This is a genomic window from Mycobacterium sp. E802 (genome assembly GCF_001666875.1).
GTDB lineage: Bacteria > Actinomycetota > Actinomycetes > Mycobacteriales > Mycobacteriaceae > Mycobacterium.
On the sequence record NZ_LZJD01000189.1, the window covers coordinates 13,086 to 29,583 of the forward strand.

Consider the following 16,498-nt stretch of genomic DNA (forward strand, 5'->3'; position numbering starts at 1 on the left):
CGGCGACAGCCACTCTGGTGTGACAATGCGGCGTCAGCCCGGGCCGGCCGACCACTCTGGCGTGACGCTCGGGCCTGAGCGCCACTCTGGCGTGACAAAGGCGCCACAAGAAGGCAAGCGAAATCAGGCCGCCCAGAACAATGCCGCCGCGCCGGCCGCCTCGACCAGGCAGTAGAACCAGTTGGGATAGAACGACGTTCGTTCGTCGAACACTGCCGAGACGCCGCGGCCGAACGCCATTCCGACCAACGCGGCGCCGACGGTGAGCAGGATTCCGGTGCGCACCTCCCCTGGCGTCACGGCGGCGTAGGCCAGCACCGCAGCGATGGCCAGACCGAAACCGCCGTACACGCCACGGACTTCCGCGCGGGCGGCAGCAGTTCTCACGTCGTAGTCGAAGGGACGCAGTATCGCCCGCGGAGCGGCCAGCGCATAGACACCCATGCCGAGGAAGAACACCCCGACCACGACGATTACTGCGATGACCACGGTAGCCTCCTGCTCAATTGGTGAGGAGGTCAGCATGCACACTGAAACCATGCCCGCGCTTCCACAAACCTGCTGCCCGACGGTGTGGCTGTGGCCCGGGCAGGCGCTCTACGCCGGTCCCGGCTTGGGCCTGGAGCCGCACTCCGGCTCGGTATGGTGCCTGGTGGTCGCCGTCGACGAACCGCTGAGGGTGACGCTGCCGGACACCGTCGTCGTTGCGCGCAGTGTGCTGATTCCACCGCGGCTCACCCACCATCTGTCGGTGAAGGGTGCCATGGTCTCGGTCTATCTCGACCCGAGTTCGCAGCGCAGTGCATCATGCCGGCAGCAGTTCACCGACTTCCGACACGCCATCGGCATCAGCCACGCTGCCGAGGCCGCGCTGAACACGATGCCGGCCGATGACGAGGCTGCCCGGCATTGGCTGGATGTGGCTGCTCCGGACACCCCTCATCGGATCGATGCTCGGATAGCTATGGCGGCCAAGCAGATTCGCGAAGATCCGACGACGGCGGTACCGGCACGCGAGCTGGCCGCCGCGGCCGGACTGTCTGAATCACGGTTTCTGCATCTGTTCCGCCGCGAGGCCGGCACCAGCTTACGCCGCTACCGGATCTGGAGCCGGCTCATCGCGGCGGGCAGCGCCGTGGCGGCCGGTCAGAACTTGACCACGGCCGCCGTCGATTCCGGGTTCGCCAGCCCCTCACATCTGGCCGACTGCTTCAAGACCACATTCGGATTGTCGGCCACACAGTTGTTGACCACGGGGCTGCGCATCCACATACCGTGACGAGCGTGCGCAATGTGTTGGCGAAATGCGGCGTGGCGGGCAGCAGACACGCACGCTCGCGAGGCGAGTGGTCTCAGACCACATAGGAGACCACCAGTACGAAAGTTGAAAACAGCAGCATGCCCATGCAATTGATCCAGAATTCATGTTTGAGAAACCGGGCGCGGTAGTGCGCATAGCAGGCGCACAGGAAATACACGACGATTCCCACATTGGCCGAGAACGCCACTCCCGGATATTTGAGACCGGCAATCAATCCCACGCCGGCAAGAAGTTTGACCACGATCAGCGCCCACCACCAGTCGCGCGGGAGTCCCGCACCATCGAGGCAGCCTTGGATGAACCGCGGCGGTTTGAGCGAGATCAGCGCGTCACCGAGGATCACAATCGCCAGAATCGCGGTGAGCCACCACCAGTGCGGTGTGTCGATCACGATCATTCTCCTTGTCGGGTTGGTGCGAGGACGCACTCGATGACATCGCGCAGTTGGTCGGGCACCGATCGGTTTTCCAATGCCTGGTTGCTGCCGCTGAGCACAATGCCCAGGTACGCGAAATAGATCGTGCGAGCGCTCCGTGCGGCACCGGGTTCGCCGAGGCCGACCTGCAGGAGAGCCGATTCGATTTCGCCCACCAGAATTTCTGCCAGATCGCCGAAGATGCTCGAAGTGTGACCTCCGCGCACAATGATCGACGCATACCGGCGCGAGAGCGCTGGATCTTCTGCGAAGTAGGCCAGGAAGGGGTCGAACAGTTTTGCAATCGCCCTCGGCGCATTCGCGTGAGAGGGCTTTCGCGCGAGACCTTTTCGGTTGGCATGCACCGCCGCGATCCGGTCGTCGAACACCGCCACCAACAAGCCGTCTTTGTCCCCGACGCTCATCACGGTCCCGCTGCTCACCCCGGCATCGGCTGCGATCTGGCGAACGGTCGTCGACTCGAAGCCTTGCTTGCGGAACAGCTTTTCAGCGGCCACCAAAACCTTGCGCTGGGTCGCATCTCGCTGTTCAGCCCTTGACTGAACGTGTTCAGTGAACATGTTCAGCACCATGCCAGCCCGTTGGGCGCCATGTCAAGGATGAGACCGCCCGAAACAGCCGAAAGGCGGCACACCAGCCGCATTGCTCGCGCGGCTCAGGAGCGCGCGACGCTCAAGAACTCGCGGCGCTCAGGAGGCCACGTTCGCGTCGGCCGGGGCGCGGCCGAAGACCATCGACTCGTCGATGCGGTCGAAGCGATGGTCGATGGCGTCCAGCACGTAGTTGTGCCGCACATGCCAGGGCCGTTTGGTGCCCGAGCGCGGTAGCGCATGCTCGGAACGCTGAATGTAGCCCGCCTCCAGATCCCACGTCCGCTTCTCCGGCATCGGGGCCGCGCCTTTGTGCGGGTAGGCGTGGGTGTAGCCGTGAGCGCCCATGTAGGCCACCAGGTTTGCGAATGCCCGAGCGGTCATGTCGGCCCGCAACGTCCACGACGCATTGGTGTACCCGATGCACCAGGCCAGGTTGGGCACGTCCTCCAGCAGGAACTCCTTGTAGACGAATCGCTCGGTCGGCTTGACCTCGTGACCGTCGATCGACAGCTTGATGCCCCCGAGCGCCTGCAGTTGCAGACCGGTCGCGGTGACGATCACGTCGGCGTCCACTCGTGCACCGGATTTCAGCACGATGCCGGCGGTATCCACGTGGTCGATGTGATCGGTGACGACCTCGACTCGTCCGTCACTGATGTGCTCGAACAGGTCCCGGTCCAGCACCAGGCACATGCGTTGATCCCACGGGTTGTAGCGCGGCTTGAAGTGCACGTCGACGGGATAGCCCGCCGGCAGGGCAGCGATGGTCCGGTTGCGGATCAGCCACCGGCCGAAACGCGGTGCCTTGCGGAACATGAAGTACGTCAGGAAGTGGATCATCGCGTTGCGGAACCGCACCACCTGGTGGGCGAGCTTGCGGGGCAGCACCTTTCGGATCGCGGTCACCATCGGATCGATCCGCGCCATCGACATCATGTATGTCGGTGACCGCTGCAGCATGGTCACCTGCGAGGCCTGCTGGGCCAGCGCGGGCACCAGGCTGATCGCGGTGGCCCCGCTGCCGATCACCACGACCCGTTTGCCCGAGTAGTCCAGCGAGTCGGGCCAGAACTGCGGGTGCACGACGTCCCCGCTGAAGCTCTCGATGCCGGGGAACTCCGGTGTGTAGGGCTCGTCGTAGTTGTAATAACCGGTGCCGCAGAACAGGAACCGACACCGGTACGTCACCGGCTGACCGTCCTGCTCGGCATGCACGGTCCAGGTGTCGGTGCCCGAATCCCAATCCGCCGACCGCACACGGGTGTTGAACCGGATGTGCCGATCGATCCCGTTGACCCGCGCGGTCTCGGTGAGGTACTCGCGGATGTCGCCGCCGTCGGCCACGTTCTCCGGCCGGGACCAGGGGTGGTACGGGAAGCTCAGGGTGAAGATGTCACTGTCCGAGCGGATGCCCGGGTACCGGAACAGATCCCAGGTGCCACCGATGCGCTGGCGGCGTTCCAGCACCGTGTACGTCAGTCCCGGGCTCTTCTCCTGAAGCCGATAGGCCGCACCGAGACCGGAGATCCCCGCTCCGATGATGAGCACGTCCGAGTAACCCGCATCCACGTCCCGACGAGCGCCATCCATGGCGAACCTCCTTTGGTCCCGCTCAGTACCACCAGATTAGGTCGTCATCCGCGGAGCGCGTCAACGATCTGGGCAAGCGACTCCACGGCGATCGGACCCGGTTGGTACAGGCAGATCTGATCGGACACCCCGTCGACCCGGTCGCGAATGTGCGCGGCGATCTCGGCCGGGCTACCGCAGGCGGCGATGGTGTGCAGCACATCGTCGTCGATCAGCGAACCCATCTCGGCCCAGCGGCCCTGCTTGGACAACGCGTTTAGCTCAGGCTGCAAATCACCCCAACCGTGCACCTCCAACACCGGTCGGTAGGCCGGAGTGGAGCCGTAGAACGCCAGCAATCGGCGCGCCGCGTCATGGTCGTCCCCGGCCGACACGATGATCTCCGGCACGATCGCCAGCTCGCCCTCGTCGCGCCCGGCCGCAGCGAGCCCGGCGCGCACGGCAGGCAGCGTGGCCTCGTGCAGAAACCGCTTGGAACCGAACGGCATGACCAGCAGGCCGTCGGCGAACTGGGCGGTGGCCCGGGTCAGCTTGGGGCCCAGTGCGCCGACGTAGATCGGCGGCGGACCGTAGGGGTTGTCACGCGGCGTGAACGTCGGTGTCATCAGGGTGTGCCGGTAGTACTCGCCCCGAAAATCCAGCCGTTCGCCGGTCTCCCAGGCCGTGAAGATCGCCCGCAACGCCGCGACGAACTCGGCCATCCGGGCCACCGGACGGTCGAACTGCGCACCGAACCGTTTCTCGATCTGGGTACGGATCTGGGTGCCGAGCCCCAGTGTGAACCGGCCACCCGAGAGGATCTGATGGTCGATGGCTTGATGTGCCAGGTGAATCGGGTTGCGCGGAAACGCAATTGCCACATTGGTCATCAGATCCAGATCGCCGACCGTGGCCGCCAGGGTCAGCGGGGTGAACACGTCGTGCGGCCCCTCGAAGGTGAACACCCCACTGGCACCGGCCTCGCGCAGGGCCGTGGCTCGTTGGATCGCATCCGTCGGCCCGAACAACGCTGTCATGACCTTCACGCGTGAGAGCCTAGAGGGGTGAGCCTCCCATCGAGCAGCGACGTCGTCGTGGTGGGCGCCGGTTTCGCCGGACTGTCCGCCGCCCGCGTCTTGTCCCGGCTCGGACACCAGGTGGTGGTGCTGGAGGGACGCGACCGGGTGGGCGGCCGCTCGTCGACCGCCACCATCGCCGGGATACCCGTCGACCTGGGCGCCACGTTCGTCGGACCGACCCAGGACGCCGTGCTCACGCTGGCCCGAGAACTGGGCTGCCGAACCGTTCCCACTTACGACCGCGGCAAGAACCTGATCCGCTGGCATGGCCGGGTGCGGTCCTACCGCAGCACGATCCCGCGACTGTCGATGATGGAACTGTTCGACGTGTCCCGGATCCAGTGGCGATTCGAGCGGCTGTGCCGGCTGATCCGCGTGGACGAGCCGTGGAACAGCACGAACGCCCACACCCTCGATGAGCGCACCCTGGAGGGATGGTTGCGCTCGGCCGACGCCAACGCCTCGACCCGCAACCTGATGGCGATCATGTCGCGGGTCACCTGGGGTGCCGAGCCCGATGAAGTGTCGATGTTGCACGCCGCCCGCTACGTGAAGGCCGCCGGTGGACTGGACCGCATGCTCGACGTGCGCGGCGGCGCCCAGCAGGACCGCTTTCCCGAGGGCACCCAGCAGATCGCGCTGCGGATGGCCGAGGAGTTGGGTGACCGGGTGGTGCTGGACGCCCCGGTGGGCCGCATCGAACGACGCACCGACGGCACCGTCGAGGTGAGCTGCCCAGCCGGTGTGGTGCACGCACGGGCGGTCATCGTGGCGATCCCGCCGCAGCACCGCACCGGTATCGAGTTCAGTCCCCCGCTGCCCCGGGCCTACACGGAATTGGCCACGCACTGGCCGCAGGGCAACCTCAGCAAGGCCTACGCCGCCTACGAGCGCCCGTTCTGGCGGGCCAACGGATGTTCGGGTGAGGCACTGTCCGATGAAGGTCCGGTGTTCATCACTTTCGACGTGAGCCCCGGCGACGATGGCCCCGGCATCCTGCTGGGCTTCACCGATGCGCGTACGTTCGACCGGCTCCCGGCGACGGAGCGACGCGAACAGGCCCTGGCCGGCTTTGCCACCCTGTTCGGCGACGCCGCCTTGGCGCCGATCGATTACATCGACCATTGTTGGGGCACAGAACAATTCGCGCCCGGCGGCCCGACCGCGGCCGTGCCGCCCGGATCCTGGACGCAGTACGGCCAGTGGTTGCGTGCGCCGGTGGACGCGATCCACTGGGCCGGCACCGAAACCGCCGACGTGTGGACCGGATTCCTCGACGGGGCGGTGCGTTCGGGGCAGCGGGCCGCCGCCGAGGTGGCCGGTCGGCTTACGAACTGAGCGGCTGGGACGTCACCGACTCGGCCAGGGCCCGCAACTGGGCGTTGACCTGGTCGGGGCATTCCAGGATGGCGCAGTGCCCGCCGGGCATCTCGACGAAACCCGCAAGGTTCGGGACGTCGGCGGCGATGCGGCGGGCGGCATCGATCGGCAGCAACCGGTCTTTGTGGCTGCCGATCACGAGTGTGGGCACCGACAGGTTCTTCACCGAAATGTGTTGCGGCCCCATGCTGTTGACCAGCGCCCGAGCCCAGCCACCGCGGCCGGCCCCCGGCGTCTCGGTGAACAATCGATAGACGTAGGGCGCCACCCACGGTTCGGCGTCACGGCCGACGGCCAGGTGCGCGACGAAGCGCTGGTTGGGACGCGCGGTGACCCGGGGTACCCGAAACCCGCCGAACGTCCTGACCACGGTGCCGGCCGCCCGGATGCGGGTGGCGCTCAATGCTGCCGGTACGCGCAGCAGCTGTACGTCGCGCAGGAGATCCCCGGTGGTGGTGTTGATCAGTGCGACGGCGTCGGCGCGGGCGGCGACCCGGGCTGGATAGCGCTGCGACCACGAGGTGATCGCGATGCCGCCCATCGAATGTCCGGCGACGACGGCCCGCTCGCCCGGCCGCAGCGTCGCGTCGAGCACGGCGTCGAGGTCGGCGGCGAGGTGGTTGAGGCTGTAGCGGTGCCGCTCGCGCGGGGCCTCGCTGCGGCCGTGCCCACGATGGTCATAGGCGATGACGCGATAGTCGGCGGCCAGATCGACAATCTGATGGGCCCACACCCCGATGGCACAGGTGATGCCGTGGGCCAGGACGATCGGATAGCCGTCCTCGGGTCCGAACACCTCGGCGTGCAGCCGGACACCGTCGACCGCACGGACCTCCACGGCGCGTCCCGGTGGTAGCTGGGGCAGGGTCATCATGCTCCGATCGTCGGCGTCGTTGCCGGGGCGAAACAGGGTTTACGAGCCTACCGCTTCGATGGTCAGCACGGGTTTGACCACGTCAGCCATCTTGGCGGCGGCCCAGGCGGCCTCGAAGTCGTCGAAGGCGTAGCGGGTCACCAAGGCGTCGAGCGGAAGTTCGCCACGGCGGTGCAGATCGACCAGTCGCGGAATGAACGACTGCGGATCACTGTCACCTTCCACCACGCCGCGCACGGTCAGCCCCTTGGCCATGATGAGCACGACCGGAAGCTCAGCGGTCATGGCGCCCAGGCCCAGCAGCGCCAGTGACCCGCGCGACCGCAGTACCCCGACCGCACCGGCGATCACGTCCGGGCGGGCGGTGGTGTCGACCGCGGCGGCCGCTCCCCCGGTGAGCTCCAGCACCGCCGCGGCCGCGTCGACGGCCGTCGGGTCGATCGTGGCCGTGGCACCCAATTCGGTTGCCAGTGCACGACGTTGCGCGATCGGGTCGATGGCGACGATGGTGCGGCATCCCGCGATGCGGGCACCCATGACCGCAGAGAGCCCGACGGCGCCGGCGCCGAACACCACGAGCGCATCCTCGGGTTTCGGGGCGAGCACGTTGAGCACCGCACCCACACCGGTCTGCACGCTGCAGCCCAGCGGGGCCGCCAGGGCCGGGTCGATCGGCTCGGGCAGCGCGACCGCGTTGCGGCTGCCGGCGATCGCGTACGTGGCGAAACTGGACTGGCCGAAGAAGCCGCCACTGATCGGCTCGCCGGCCAGCCGAAGCGCGCTGGACTCGTCGCGGCGACTGCCGCGCATGTTCAGGTCGGTGGAATGCGCACAGTACGCGGGAGCGTCGGCCAGACAGTCCGGGCAACTGCCGCAACTGGCGAAGGTGAGCACGACCTGATCACCGACGTGGTGGGTGGCGTCCGGCCCGACCTGGACCACCGTGCCGGCCCCCTCGTGGCCGAACACCATCGGTACCTTGCGGAACCGGGCGGCCATGCTCACGTCGGTGTGGCAGATGCCCACGGCGTCGATCCGGACCAACACTTCATCGCCGACAGGTTCACGGATCTGGACCTCGGTGAGCTGCGGGTCAGCTCCGGCGTCGAGCAGCACTGCGGCGCGCGCATTGAGCATCCGGTGATGCTAGGCCAACGACTTGACACCTGTCACAATTGGCCGGCGGTCCACTCAAACGGTCTACGCACAAGGAGACAGGCGATGCGTGCAGCACAGATCAGCCGACTCGACGGTCCGGCCGCGGTGCAGGTGGTAGAGGTCGAGGAGCCCTCCGGCGAGACCGATGCGGTGGTGATCGACGTCCACGCCGCCGGCGTGGCGTTTCCCGACGCGCTGCTGACCCGCGGTCTCTACCAGTACAAGCCGGACCTGCCGTTCACCCCGGGCGCTGAGGTCGCCGGCGTGGTGCGCTCCGCGCCCGACGATGCCCATGTCTCCGCCGGTGACCGGGTGCTCGGCCTGACCATGCTGTCGGGCGGCATGGCCGAAGTCGTGGCGCTGCCCGCCGAGCGGGTGTTCGCCCTGCCCGACGCGGTGTCGTTCGAGGCCGGGGCCGGCATCCTGTTCAACGACCTCACCGTCCACTTCGCCCTGCGTACCCGCGGACGGCTGGCCAAGGGCGAGACCGTGCTGGTGCACGGCGCGGCCGGCGGCATCGGAACCTCCGCGCTGCGCCTGGCACCCGCACTCGGCGCGTCACGCACCATCGCGGTGGTTTCCACCGAGGAGAAGGCCGAGATCGCCAGGGCCGCAGGGGCATCCGATGTGGTGCTGGCCGAGGGCTTCCGTGATGCGGTCTCCGAACTCACCGGCGGGCGTGGGGTGGACATCGTGGTCGACCCGGTCGGCGGTGACCGTTTCACCGACTCGTTGCGCTCACTGGCCGTGGGCGGCCGACTGCTGGTGGTCGGCTTCACCGGCGGTGAGATCCCCACGGTCAAAGTCAACCGCCTGCTGCTCAACAACGTCGACGTGGTCGGGGCCGGTTGGGGCGCCTGGACGTTCTCCCATCCCGGATATCTTGCCGAGCAGTGGGCCGAACTGCAGCCGTTGTTGGCCTCCGGTGCCGTCGCCGCGCCGCAGCCCGAGGTGTACCCGCTGGAGCAGGCCGCCCAGGCCATCGCCTCCCTGGAGAACCGCACCGCGAAAGGCAAAGTGGTGCTGACGCTTCGCTGAGCGCGGAATATCCGGGCGGGAGCCGCTGTTGCGGGGTGCGTGACTGAGCAAGCCGAACTGAGCCCCACCGACTGGGTACGCGAGCAGACCCAACGCATCCTGGAACAAGGCACCACCGACGGCGTCGAGGTGCTGGACCGCCCCATCGTGCTGTTCACGACGACGGGCGCCAAATCCGGCAAGAAGCGCTACGTCCCGCTGATGCGGGTGGAGGAGAACGGCCGCTACGCGATGGTGGCCTCCAAGGGCGGAGACCCGGCACACCCTTCCTGGTACTTCAACGTGAAGGCCAACCCGGCTGTCACGGTGCAGGACGGCGACAAGACCGCATCGCTGACGGCTCGCGAGCTCTCCGGTGCCGAGCGCGAACACTGGTGGAAGCTGGCCGTCGAGGCCTACCCGCCGTATGCCGAGTACCAGACCAAGACCACTCGGCAGATCCCGGTGTTCATCGTCGAATGACGGTCACCACCAGCCGAGGGCCTCGGACAGCTGCCGCGCCAACTCGTCGGTGAGCGTGCGCACGTAGGCGCCGGACAGGTGGTGGGTGTCGTGGTAGATCAGCACGTTGCCCTCCACCGCGCGGCAGATGGTCGGCCGGCACACGGCGTCGCTGAGGTCCAGCACCTTCATCGATGGGTACCTGTCCAGGTACTCGAACGTGGGGTTGCGGGCGGCCAGCGCCTCACTGCGAGGCAGCCCGCAGGACTCGGCGTCACCCCCGTCCGACAGACAGTCGACCGGTGAGAAGAACCAACCGTCCCGAACCATCCACGGCGTATCCCGCATGCCAAGCATCGGAATACCGTTGGCCGCCAGTTCTTCCCAGATCCCGAGGTAGTAATCGGGCACATAGTCACCGGGTCCGTTGAGGATCGGGCGGGTCGCGGTGAAGAACACGTAATCCGGCCGGTCGGCGATGATCTGGGCCAGCGCTTGGTCCGACCACGTCCGGCAGGACGGATACGGCTGGAAGGAACCCGCGATGATGGGCACCGGTTTGGTGGTCAGCGGGCAACCGAGCTTCAGATAGGTGGTCACCTTGAAGCCGTGCTGCCGGCCGATCTGGTGCAGAGCGGTCAGCCAGTGCTCGGAATGGGACCCGCCGGCCAGCGCAATCGTACGGGCCGCCTTGGGATCTCCGTATGTACACGTGATCACCTCGTCGCCGGTGAATCCGGTGACGCAATGGTCGACCGACGACGGCGGGATGTCGTCGGCCGCCTCCAGAGCGCTCGGGCGCATCGGCAGTTTGGCAACCCTGCGGTTCTCGATGAGCGCCCGCGCGCCCGGATAGTCGCGAACCGGCAGCATTTCCAATTCCGCACCGCTGGCCCGCGCCGATGCCACATGGCCCCGCCACATCAACGATGTCGCCACCAACATCACCGTCACCAGCACAATGACTATCCCCGTCAAGGCCGCGGCGGGGTTGCGCCACTGCGTGCGCCACGGCGGCTGGGCGAACCGCGCGGTGAGCCACGCCAGCAACGCGGCGACCACGGCGACCGCGCTGCCGTCGACGAGACCGGCCGCATCGGTGTTGACGGTGGCCAGCCAGAAGATCAACAGTGGCCAATGCCAGAGGTACAGCGGATACGCCACCGCTCCGAGAGCGACCAACGGTGCGCTGCGCAACGTCTCACCGATCCGGGACCAGATCGGCCACCCGCGGAGCCGGGCCGGGCGGGTCACGAGCGCCGCGGCCAGCACGCCGACCAGTGGCTGCCAGGCGCGCGCGGCGGTGCTGTAGTAGGCCGGCATCGGGTTGTCCGAGTGCGTCACCACCGCGTAGTACAGCGACGCCACCATCGCGGCACCGCAGGCCGCCATCAGCACATCGCGCCGCAGAGACCGGCCCCGACGCCGCGTCACCGCCGTTACCACGGCGGCCAGCGCCAGGAATCCGGCCGCGAACTGAGCCAGCACCGAGACCGCCCACAGGTGGTGCAGGGGCGTCACCGCCGCACCGGCCTGCACATAGTCCTCGGCCGACTGGAGCAACTGCCAGTTCTGGTAGAAACCCAGGCCGGCCAGCGTCTGCTCGGCGAATGCCTCCCACCGGGTCTGCGGTTGAATCAGCACGGTCAGTACCGCGCACACGGCAATCATGAGAACCATCGGCGGCACCAACCACCGCACCAGCCAGGCGAATTCGCCGGCCATGGCGCTCGGGCCCGCCGTACCGATGTGGTGCAGGACGCGCCGGCCGAGCAGAAACCCAGTCAGCATCAACAGGACATCGAGTCCGGCACTGGCCTGACCGAACCAGAAATGGCCGACGACCACCATCACGATGGCCACGCCGCCTAACCCGATCAGGTGGTCACTCGCCTGCGGCCGCACGGCAGAAACGCGGACCGGATCGTCAACACTTGCCTGCACGATGAAACTTCCTGCGCCGTCTTCGCCGATGGTCGACGAAACCGCCCCTCGGGCACGCCGTTCGCCGCAGCGAGCATAGGTCACCGCTCGGCGGCTCGTGTGATGTGACCCGGGACACTATCGAAACTGGTTGCGCTGTAGCCAAACTCACACTCTAAGAATTGCTTTTACCTGGCGTTTGACGGGACCATGGAAGGGTCCCTGTTCCTCGGGTGATCCCCGAGGTGTGGACGTCAACAACACATGAGTCCCCGTGATCCGGGGCACTTTGAGGAGTGAGAAGTATGTCCTTCGCACAGTTTCGCGCGAACCAGAAGCGCGCCAACATGCGGCGCCGCCTCTACGCGCGGATCAACGAACTGCCCAACTCGACGGTTCGTGAAGAGTTGATCGCAGTCGTACAGCGGTACGAGCTTCAGGATGCACATCGCTGAGATGACCAGCCGCTGTACAGAGCCGGTGGCCCGAAGGCCCCGGCTCTGTTGTTTTCGGTGGGCCCCGGGCGCGGGCAATCTCCGCAGTGGCTAATGGGTGCTTGCCGCTGGGCGGACGATGATCTCGTTGACATCCACTTCGGCCGGCTGGCCGACGGCGAAGGCGACGGCATCGGCGATGGCTGACGCGGGAATGGCGACCGCCCGGTAGTCCCGCATCGCCGAACGTGCCGCCTCGTCGGAGATCGACTCGGCCAGCTCGGATTCGGTGACACCCGGGGACACGACAGTGACCCGGATGTCACCCGCACTCTCCTTGCGTAGTCCCTCGGAGATCGCCCACACCGCGAACTTGGTGGCGCAATAGACCGCCGCGGTCGGTTCCACCTCGTGGGCACCGATGGATGCCAGGTTGACGATGTGGCCGCCGCCCTGGGCCCGCATCACCGGCAGGGCAGCGCCGATGCCGTGCAGCACGCCGCGGATGTTCACATCGATCATGCGGTTCCACTCGTCGGCACGGCGCTCGGCCAGCATCGACAGCGGCATCACCCCGGCGTTGTTGACCATCACGTCCGCACGGCCATAGGTGCTGAGTGCGGCGGCCACGAACCGCTCGACATCATCAGCGTCGGTGACGTCCAGACGGCGGAAGGCTGCTGCGCCACCGGCACTTCGGAGTTCGTCGACCAGGCTTTGCAGCCGATCGGTACGACGGGCACCGAGAAACACCTGGTGCCCGTCGGCGGCCAGGCGCCGCGCGGTGGCCTCGCCGATACCGCTGGAGGCTCCGGTGATCAAGACCGTCTTGTTCATCTGTGTTCGTTCCTCAGATCGCTTGCTGGGTGGGCAGGATGGTGATCTCGGTCAGGTTCACGTGTCGGGGCACCGCGGCAATGAAGGCGATCGTTTCCGCCACATCGGCGGCGGTGAGTACGTCGATGTCGTCGATCAGATCGGCCATCAGCTTCGAGGCGTCCGGATCGGTGACGTGCAACGGCAATTCGGTGTCGACCATCCCGGGTTCGATGGTGGCGACCCGGACGTTCTTGCGGCCCAGCTCAACTCGCAACAGCCTGGTGAGCTGGCTGATGTACGCCTTTGTGCCCGAATACACCGAGAACTTTTCCAACACCCTCGTTGCAGCGATCGACGAGGTGGTGATCAGATCGGCGGGCTTTCCGTCGGCGGCCGAAGCGACGAGCTGCGGCACGAAGGCGCCGATGACGTTCATCACCCCGGTGACGTTGAGGTCGATCTGGCGCTGCCATTCATCGAATTTGACGTCCTCGACCGGTGAGATGAGCTGGACTCCGGCGTTGGCGAACACCAGATCGGCCCCGCCGAAGCGGTGGTCGACCTGCTCGGCGACGGCTTTGACTGCCTCGCGGTCGGTGACGTCGACCGGGAGGGCCAACGCGGTGCCCCCGCGCTCGGTGATCTGCTGGGCCAGGGCCGCCAGCCGGTCGGCCCGGCGCGCGGTAAGCACCACCGTGGCGCCCAGCGCGGCCAGGCGTAGCGCGGTGGCCTCACCGATACCGCTGGAGGCGCCGGTGACGACAGCGACCCGCTCGGCCAGTGGGGTTGCGGTGATGAGGGTGGACATGTGGTTCTCCTTTCGTGACGACGTGACACCACCCAGACAACCGGCAATCGGATGACTTTGGGGCGGTCAGACCCGCCCTGTCTATCGGGGGACAAACTGGGCCACCTTCGGCGTCGACAACCGGCGCGCAGCGGGCAGACTGGCAGCATGACCGACCGAAAATCGTCGGAGCTGGCCGAATTCCTCAGCGCGCGGCGGGCACAGTTGAGCCCGCAGGCGGCCGGTCTCGACGACGAGGCAGTTGCGCGTCGCCGGGTGCCGGGGTTGCGTCGCGAGGAGCTGGCCAGACTGGCCGGGGTCAGCGTGGACTACTACACCCGCCTCGAGCAGGGCCGCAGCCGCAGCGCCTCGACCGATGTGCTCGACGCGCTGGCCGGCGCGCTGCAGCTCAACGAGGCCGAGCGTCAGCACCTACATCACCTGGCGCGACGCCAGCCCACCCAACGCAAGCGGCGATCGCGGCCCCAATCGGTGGACGGCACCACCCTGCGTCTGCTGGAGTTGCTCGACCAGGTGTGTTCACCGGCGTTTGTCTTAGGCCGGCGCCTGGACGTGCTGGCCCACAACCGATTAGCCGGGGCCCTGATCACCGAGTTCCGCGAGTTGCCCGCCGCCCAACGTAACCAGGCCCGCTTCGTCTTCTTCGACCCGCATGCCCGTGAGCTCTACGCGGATTGGGAGCAGGTGGCCGCCGATACCGTCGCCATGTTGCGGCTCGATGCCGGACGCCATCCCGACGACGACAAGCTGGCCGCCCTCGTCGGCGAATTGTCCATCCGTTCGGTGGAATTCCGATCCTGGTGGTCCAACCACACCGTGGAACGGCGGACGACCGGAACCAAGGCCTACCATCATCCGTTGGTCGGTGATCTGACCGTCGACTACCAAGCCCTCAACCCGTCGGCCGACCCAGATCAGATCCTCATCATCTACACCACCGCAGCCGGATCTGCCGACGAGACGGCACTGCGCCTGCTGGCGAATTGGCATGGGGACGAACGTGTTCGGTCACCCGAGGGACAGCCAGGGGCTGACACCGCGTCGTGATCGCGGCAGCCAGCCGAACGGGTCGGGGCCGTCGGCCTGGTACTCCAGGCTGACGTGACCGCGGTAGCCGCGACGGCCAAAGTGGCTCAGATGGGCCGGGATGTCCATGGCTCCGGTGCCGGGCACGCCTCGTCCCGGTGCATCGGCGATCTGGACGTGACCGATACGGTCGATGTGGCGGTCGATCACCGCGGTGATGTCGTCACCGTTGACCTGCAGGTGGTACAGGTCGGCGAGAAGCTTCAGTGACGTCACTGCCGTTTCCCGTTCGACGCGTTCGATCACCGCGATCGCCTCGGCCGCGGTGTTCAAGGGGTACGCCGGTACGCCGCTGAGGGGTTCGATGAGGATCGTGGCACCGATGCCCTGGGCCAGCCGGCCGGCGTGGGCGAGGTTCTCCAACGCGGTCTCGTCTTGTGTGGACTGGTCCAGCCCCTCACGTCGGTTGCCGTAGAGCGCGTTGAATGCCTTGGTGCCCAGCCGTTGTGCGATGCCGATGGCGACGTCGACGTTGTCTCGGAAGGTATTGCGCTGCGCGGGGTCCGAGACCGGCCCTCTGTCCCCCGCGGCCATGTCACCGCCGGTGAAGTTCATCGCCACCAGGCGCACCCCGGCGTCCTCGACGGCCCGGACGAACGCGTCGACCTCCGGGTCAGGTGGAACCGGATCGTCGAAGGGCCACCAGAATTCGACTGCCTCGAAGCCGGCGCGGCGGGCTGCGTCGGGCCGTTGCAGCAGGGGCAGCTCGGGGAACAGGATCGAGCAGTTGACGACGAAGCGTGCAGTGGTACTCACGAGACCTCGGTTCAGCCGCGGCCGAAGTACGGCATGGCCCGGGCCATCACCGTCAGCGACGGAACCGACACGTCCAGCGGCAGCTCGACGAGGTGAGCGACCGCGCGGGCCACATGCTCGACGTCGAAAGTGGGTTCCGCCGCGAGACTTCCGTCGGCCTGCAAAGTCTGGTGGCTGAACCCGGCGGTCATGTCCGTGGCAGCGTTGCCGATGTCGATCTGGGTGATGCAGATGTCGATGTCGCGCAGGTCCAACAACATCGACGCGCTCAGCCCGCTGATCGCATGTTTGGTGGTGGTGTAGGCCAGGCTGTTGGGCCGGGGCCGGTGCGCCGACAGGGAGCCGTTGTTGATGATCCGGCCGCCTCGGGGTAGCTGGGAAGCCATGAGGCGGGCGGCCTCGCGTGCGCAGTACACCGCTCCGTCGACGTTGGTGCGCCAGGTGGTGCTCCACCCTTCGTCGTCGATGTCGAGGATCGAGGCCGAGGGCCCGAACACGCCTGCATTGTTGAACAACACATCCACGCGACCGAACGATGCGACGGTCTCGGCGAACAAGGCCTGCACCGACGCCGAGTCGGTGACATCGGTTTGCACCACCAACGCATTCGGCCGGTGCGCCGCCACCTGTGCCAACGTCTCAGGCCGGCGACCGGCCAGCACCACGTGATGGCCGGCGTCCAACAGAACCTGCGCGGTGGCGCGGCCGATGCCGCTGCCCGCTCCGGTGACGACGACGATTTTCGGGTCTTTGTCCACGTCGTCGATTGTGCCGTGGCAGCGG

General features: G+C 67.1%; 18 protein-coding genes. 6 read left to right on the forward strand and 12 right to left on the reverse strand.

Translation table 11 applies throughout. The features are described 5' to 3' along the window. Positions 1–123 precede the first annotated feature (123 nt). Complete coding sequence (locus A5699_RS27375; protein ID WP_082957900.1) at positions 124–525, reverse strand: DUF4345 family protein; 402 nt, start codon at positions 523–525, stop codon at positions 124–126. Here A5699_RS27375 and A5699_RS27380 point away from each other — a divergent pair. Then, on the forward strand, positions 524–1,279 hold the full coding sequence (locus tag A5699_RS27380) for an AraC family transcriptional regulator (RefSeq protein WP_067776813.1): 756 nt from the start codon (positions 524–526) through the stop codon (positions 1,277–1,279). The genes A5699_RS27375 and A5699_RS27380 overlap by 2 nt on opposite strands. A gap of 73 nt (positions 1,280–1,352) precedes the next feature. On the opposite strand, the gene A5699_RS27385 is transcribed toward A5699_RS27380, so the two are convergent. From A5699_RS27385 to A5699_RS27400, 4 genes are all read right to left on the reverse strand, one after another. Further along, positions 1,353–1,718, reverse strand: coding sequence for a DoxX family protein (locus A5699_RS27385; protein WP_067776816.1), 366 nt, complete (start codon positions 1,716–1,718; stop codon positions 1,353–1,355). After that, a complete protein-coding gene (locus tag A5699_RS27390; RefSeq protein WP_231965861.1) occupies positions 1,715–2,329 on the reverse strand; it encodes a TetR/AcrR family transcriptional regulator in 615 nt (204 codons plus the stop codon). The genes A5699_RS27385 and A5699_RS27390 overlap by 4 nt, the downstream gene beginning before the upstream one ends. Before the next feature lie 117 nt (positions 2,330–2,446). Then, complete coding sequence (locus A5699_RS27395) at positions 2,447–3,940, reverse strand: NAD(P)/FAD-dependent oxidoreductase (protein ID WP_067776819.1); 1,494 nt, start codon at positions 3,938–3,940, stop codon at positions 2,447–2,449. Between the two features lie 44 nt (positions 3,941–3,984). After that, positions 3,985–4,956, reverse strand: a complete 972-nt coding sequence (locus A5699_RS27400) for a TIGR03617 family F420-dependent LLM class oxidoreductase (protein ID WP_067776985.1) — start codon at positions 4,954–4,956, stop codon at positions 3,985–3,987. 27 nt (positions 4,957–4,983) lie between these two features. Here A5699_RS27400 and A5699_RS27405 point away from each other — a divergent pair, with 27 nt between their 5' ends. Further along, a complete protein-coding gene (locus A5699_RS27405; RefSeq protein WP_067776822.1) occupies positions 4,984–6,336 on the forward strand; it encodes a flavin monoamine oxidase family protein in 1,353 nt (450 codons plus the stop codon). Here A5699_RS27405 and A5699_RS27410 read toward each other — a convergent pair. Further along, positions 6,326–7,249: an alpha/beta fold hydrolase gene (locus tag A5699_RS27410; RefSeq protein ID WP_157561483.1), complete on the reverse strand. Its 924-nt coding sequence runs from the start codon at positions 7,247–7,249 to the stop codon at positions 6,326–6,328. The two genes, A5699_RS27405 and A5699_RS27410, sit on opposite strands and share 11 nt — an antisense overlap. 42 nt (positions 7,250–7,291) lie before the next feature. After that, on the reverse strand, positions 7,292–8,389 hold the full coding sequence (locus tag A5699_RS27415) for an NAD(P)-dependent alcohol dehydrogenase (RefSeq protein ID WP_067776828.1): 1,098 nt from the start codon (positions 8,387–8,389) through the stop codon (positions 7,292–7,294). An 84-nt stretch (positions 8,390–8,473) separates the two neighbouring features. On the opposite strand from A5699_RS27415, the gene A5699_RS27420 reads away from it, so the two are divergent. Together A5699_RS27420 and A5699_RS27425 are read left to right on the forward strand one after the other, a co-directional pair. Next, positions 8,474–9,448, forward strand: coding sequence for an NADPH:quinone oxidoreductase family protein (locus A5699_RS27420; protein WP_067776831.1), 975 nt, complete (start codon positions 8,474–8,476; stop codon positions 9,446–9,448). 39 nt (positions 9,449–9,487) lie between these two features. Further along, positions 9,488–9,910 carry a nitroreductase family deazaflavin-dependent oxidoreductase gene (locus tag A5699_RS27425; protein WP_067776834.1) on the forward strand — a complete coding sequence of 141 codons (423 nt, stop codon included), beginning with the start codon at positions 9,488–9,490 and terminating at the stop codon, positions 9,908–9,910. 3 nt (positions 9,911–9,913) lie between these two features. Here A5699_RS27425 and A5699_RS27430 read toward each other — a convergent pair whose 3' ends face one another. Further along, entirely contained in the window at positions 9,914–11,833 is a 1,920-nt protein-coding gene (locus tag A5699_RS27430; RefSeq protein WP_082957901.1) for an acyltransferase family protein, read from the reverse strand. A gap of 284 nt (positions 11,834–12,117) precedes the next feature. Here A5699_RS27430 and A5699_RS29425 point away from each other — a divergent pair, with 284 nt between their 5' ends. Further along, positions 12,118–12,267 carry a hypothetical protein gene (locus tag A5699_RS29425; protein WP_142253731.1) on the forward strand — a complete coding sequence of 50 codons (150 nt, stop codon included), beginning with the start codon at positions 12,118–12,120 and terminating at the stop codon, positions 12,265–12,267. Between the two features lie 90 nt (positions 12,268–12,357). Here the strand turns inward: A5699_RS29425 and A5699_RS27435 are convergent, their stop codons facing one another. After that, complete coding sequence (locus A5699_RS27435) at positions 12,358–13,083, reverse strand: SDR family oxidoreductase (RefSeq protein WP_067776838.1); 726 nt, start codon at positions 13,081–13,083, stop codon at positions 12,358–12,360. Positions 13,084–13,096: 13 nt separating this feature from the next. Further along, positions 13,097–13,873, reverse strand: coding sequence for an SDR family oxidoreductase (locus A5699_RS27440; RefSeq protein WP_067776841.1), 777 nt, complete (start codon positions 13,871–13,873; stop codon positions 13,097–13,099). Between the two features lie 147 nt (positions 13,874–14,020). On the opposite strand from A5699_RS27440, the gene A5699_RS27445 reads away from it, so the two are divergent. Further along, the gene (locus tag A5699_RS27445; protein WP_067776844.1) at positions 14,021–14,920 is read left to right on the forward strand and encodes a helix-turn-helix domain-containing protein; all 900 of its coding nucleotides are present in this window, start codon (positions 14,021–14,023) and stop codon (positions 14,918–14,920) included. Here A5699_RS27445 and A5699_RS27450 read toward each other — a convergent pair. Both A5699_RS27450 and A5699_RS27455 read right to left on the reverse strand, forming a co-directional pair. Continuing rightward, on the reverse strand, positions 14,882–15,715 hold the full coding sequence (locus A5699_RS27450; protein ID WP_067776847.1) for a hydroxypyruvate isomerase family protein: 834 nt from the start codon (positions 15,713–15,715) through the stop codon (positions 14,882–14,884). The genes A5699_RS27445 and A5699_RS27450 overlap by 39 nt on opposite strands. An 11-nt stretch (positions 15,716–15,726) precedes the next feature. Beyond that, complete coding sequence (locus tag A5699_RS27455; RefSeq protein WP_067776850.1) at positions 15,727–16,473, reverse strand: SDR family oxidoreductase; 747 nt, start codon at positions 16,471–16,473, stop codon at positions 15,727–15,729. Positions 16,474–16,498 lie beyond the last annotated feature (25 nt).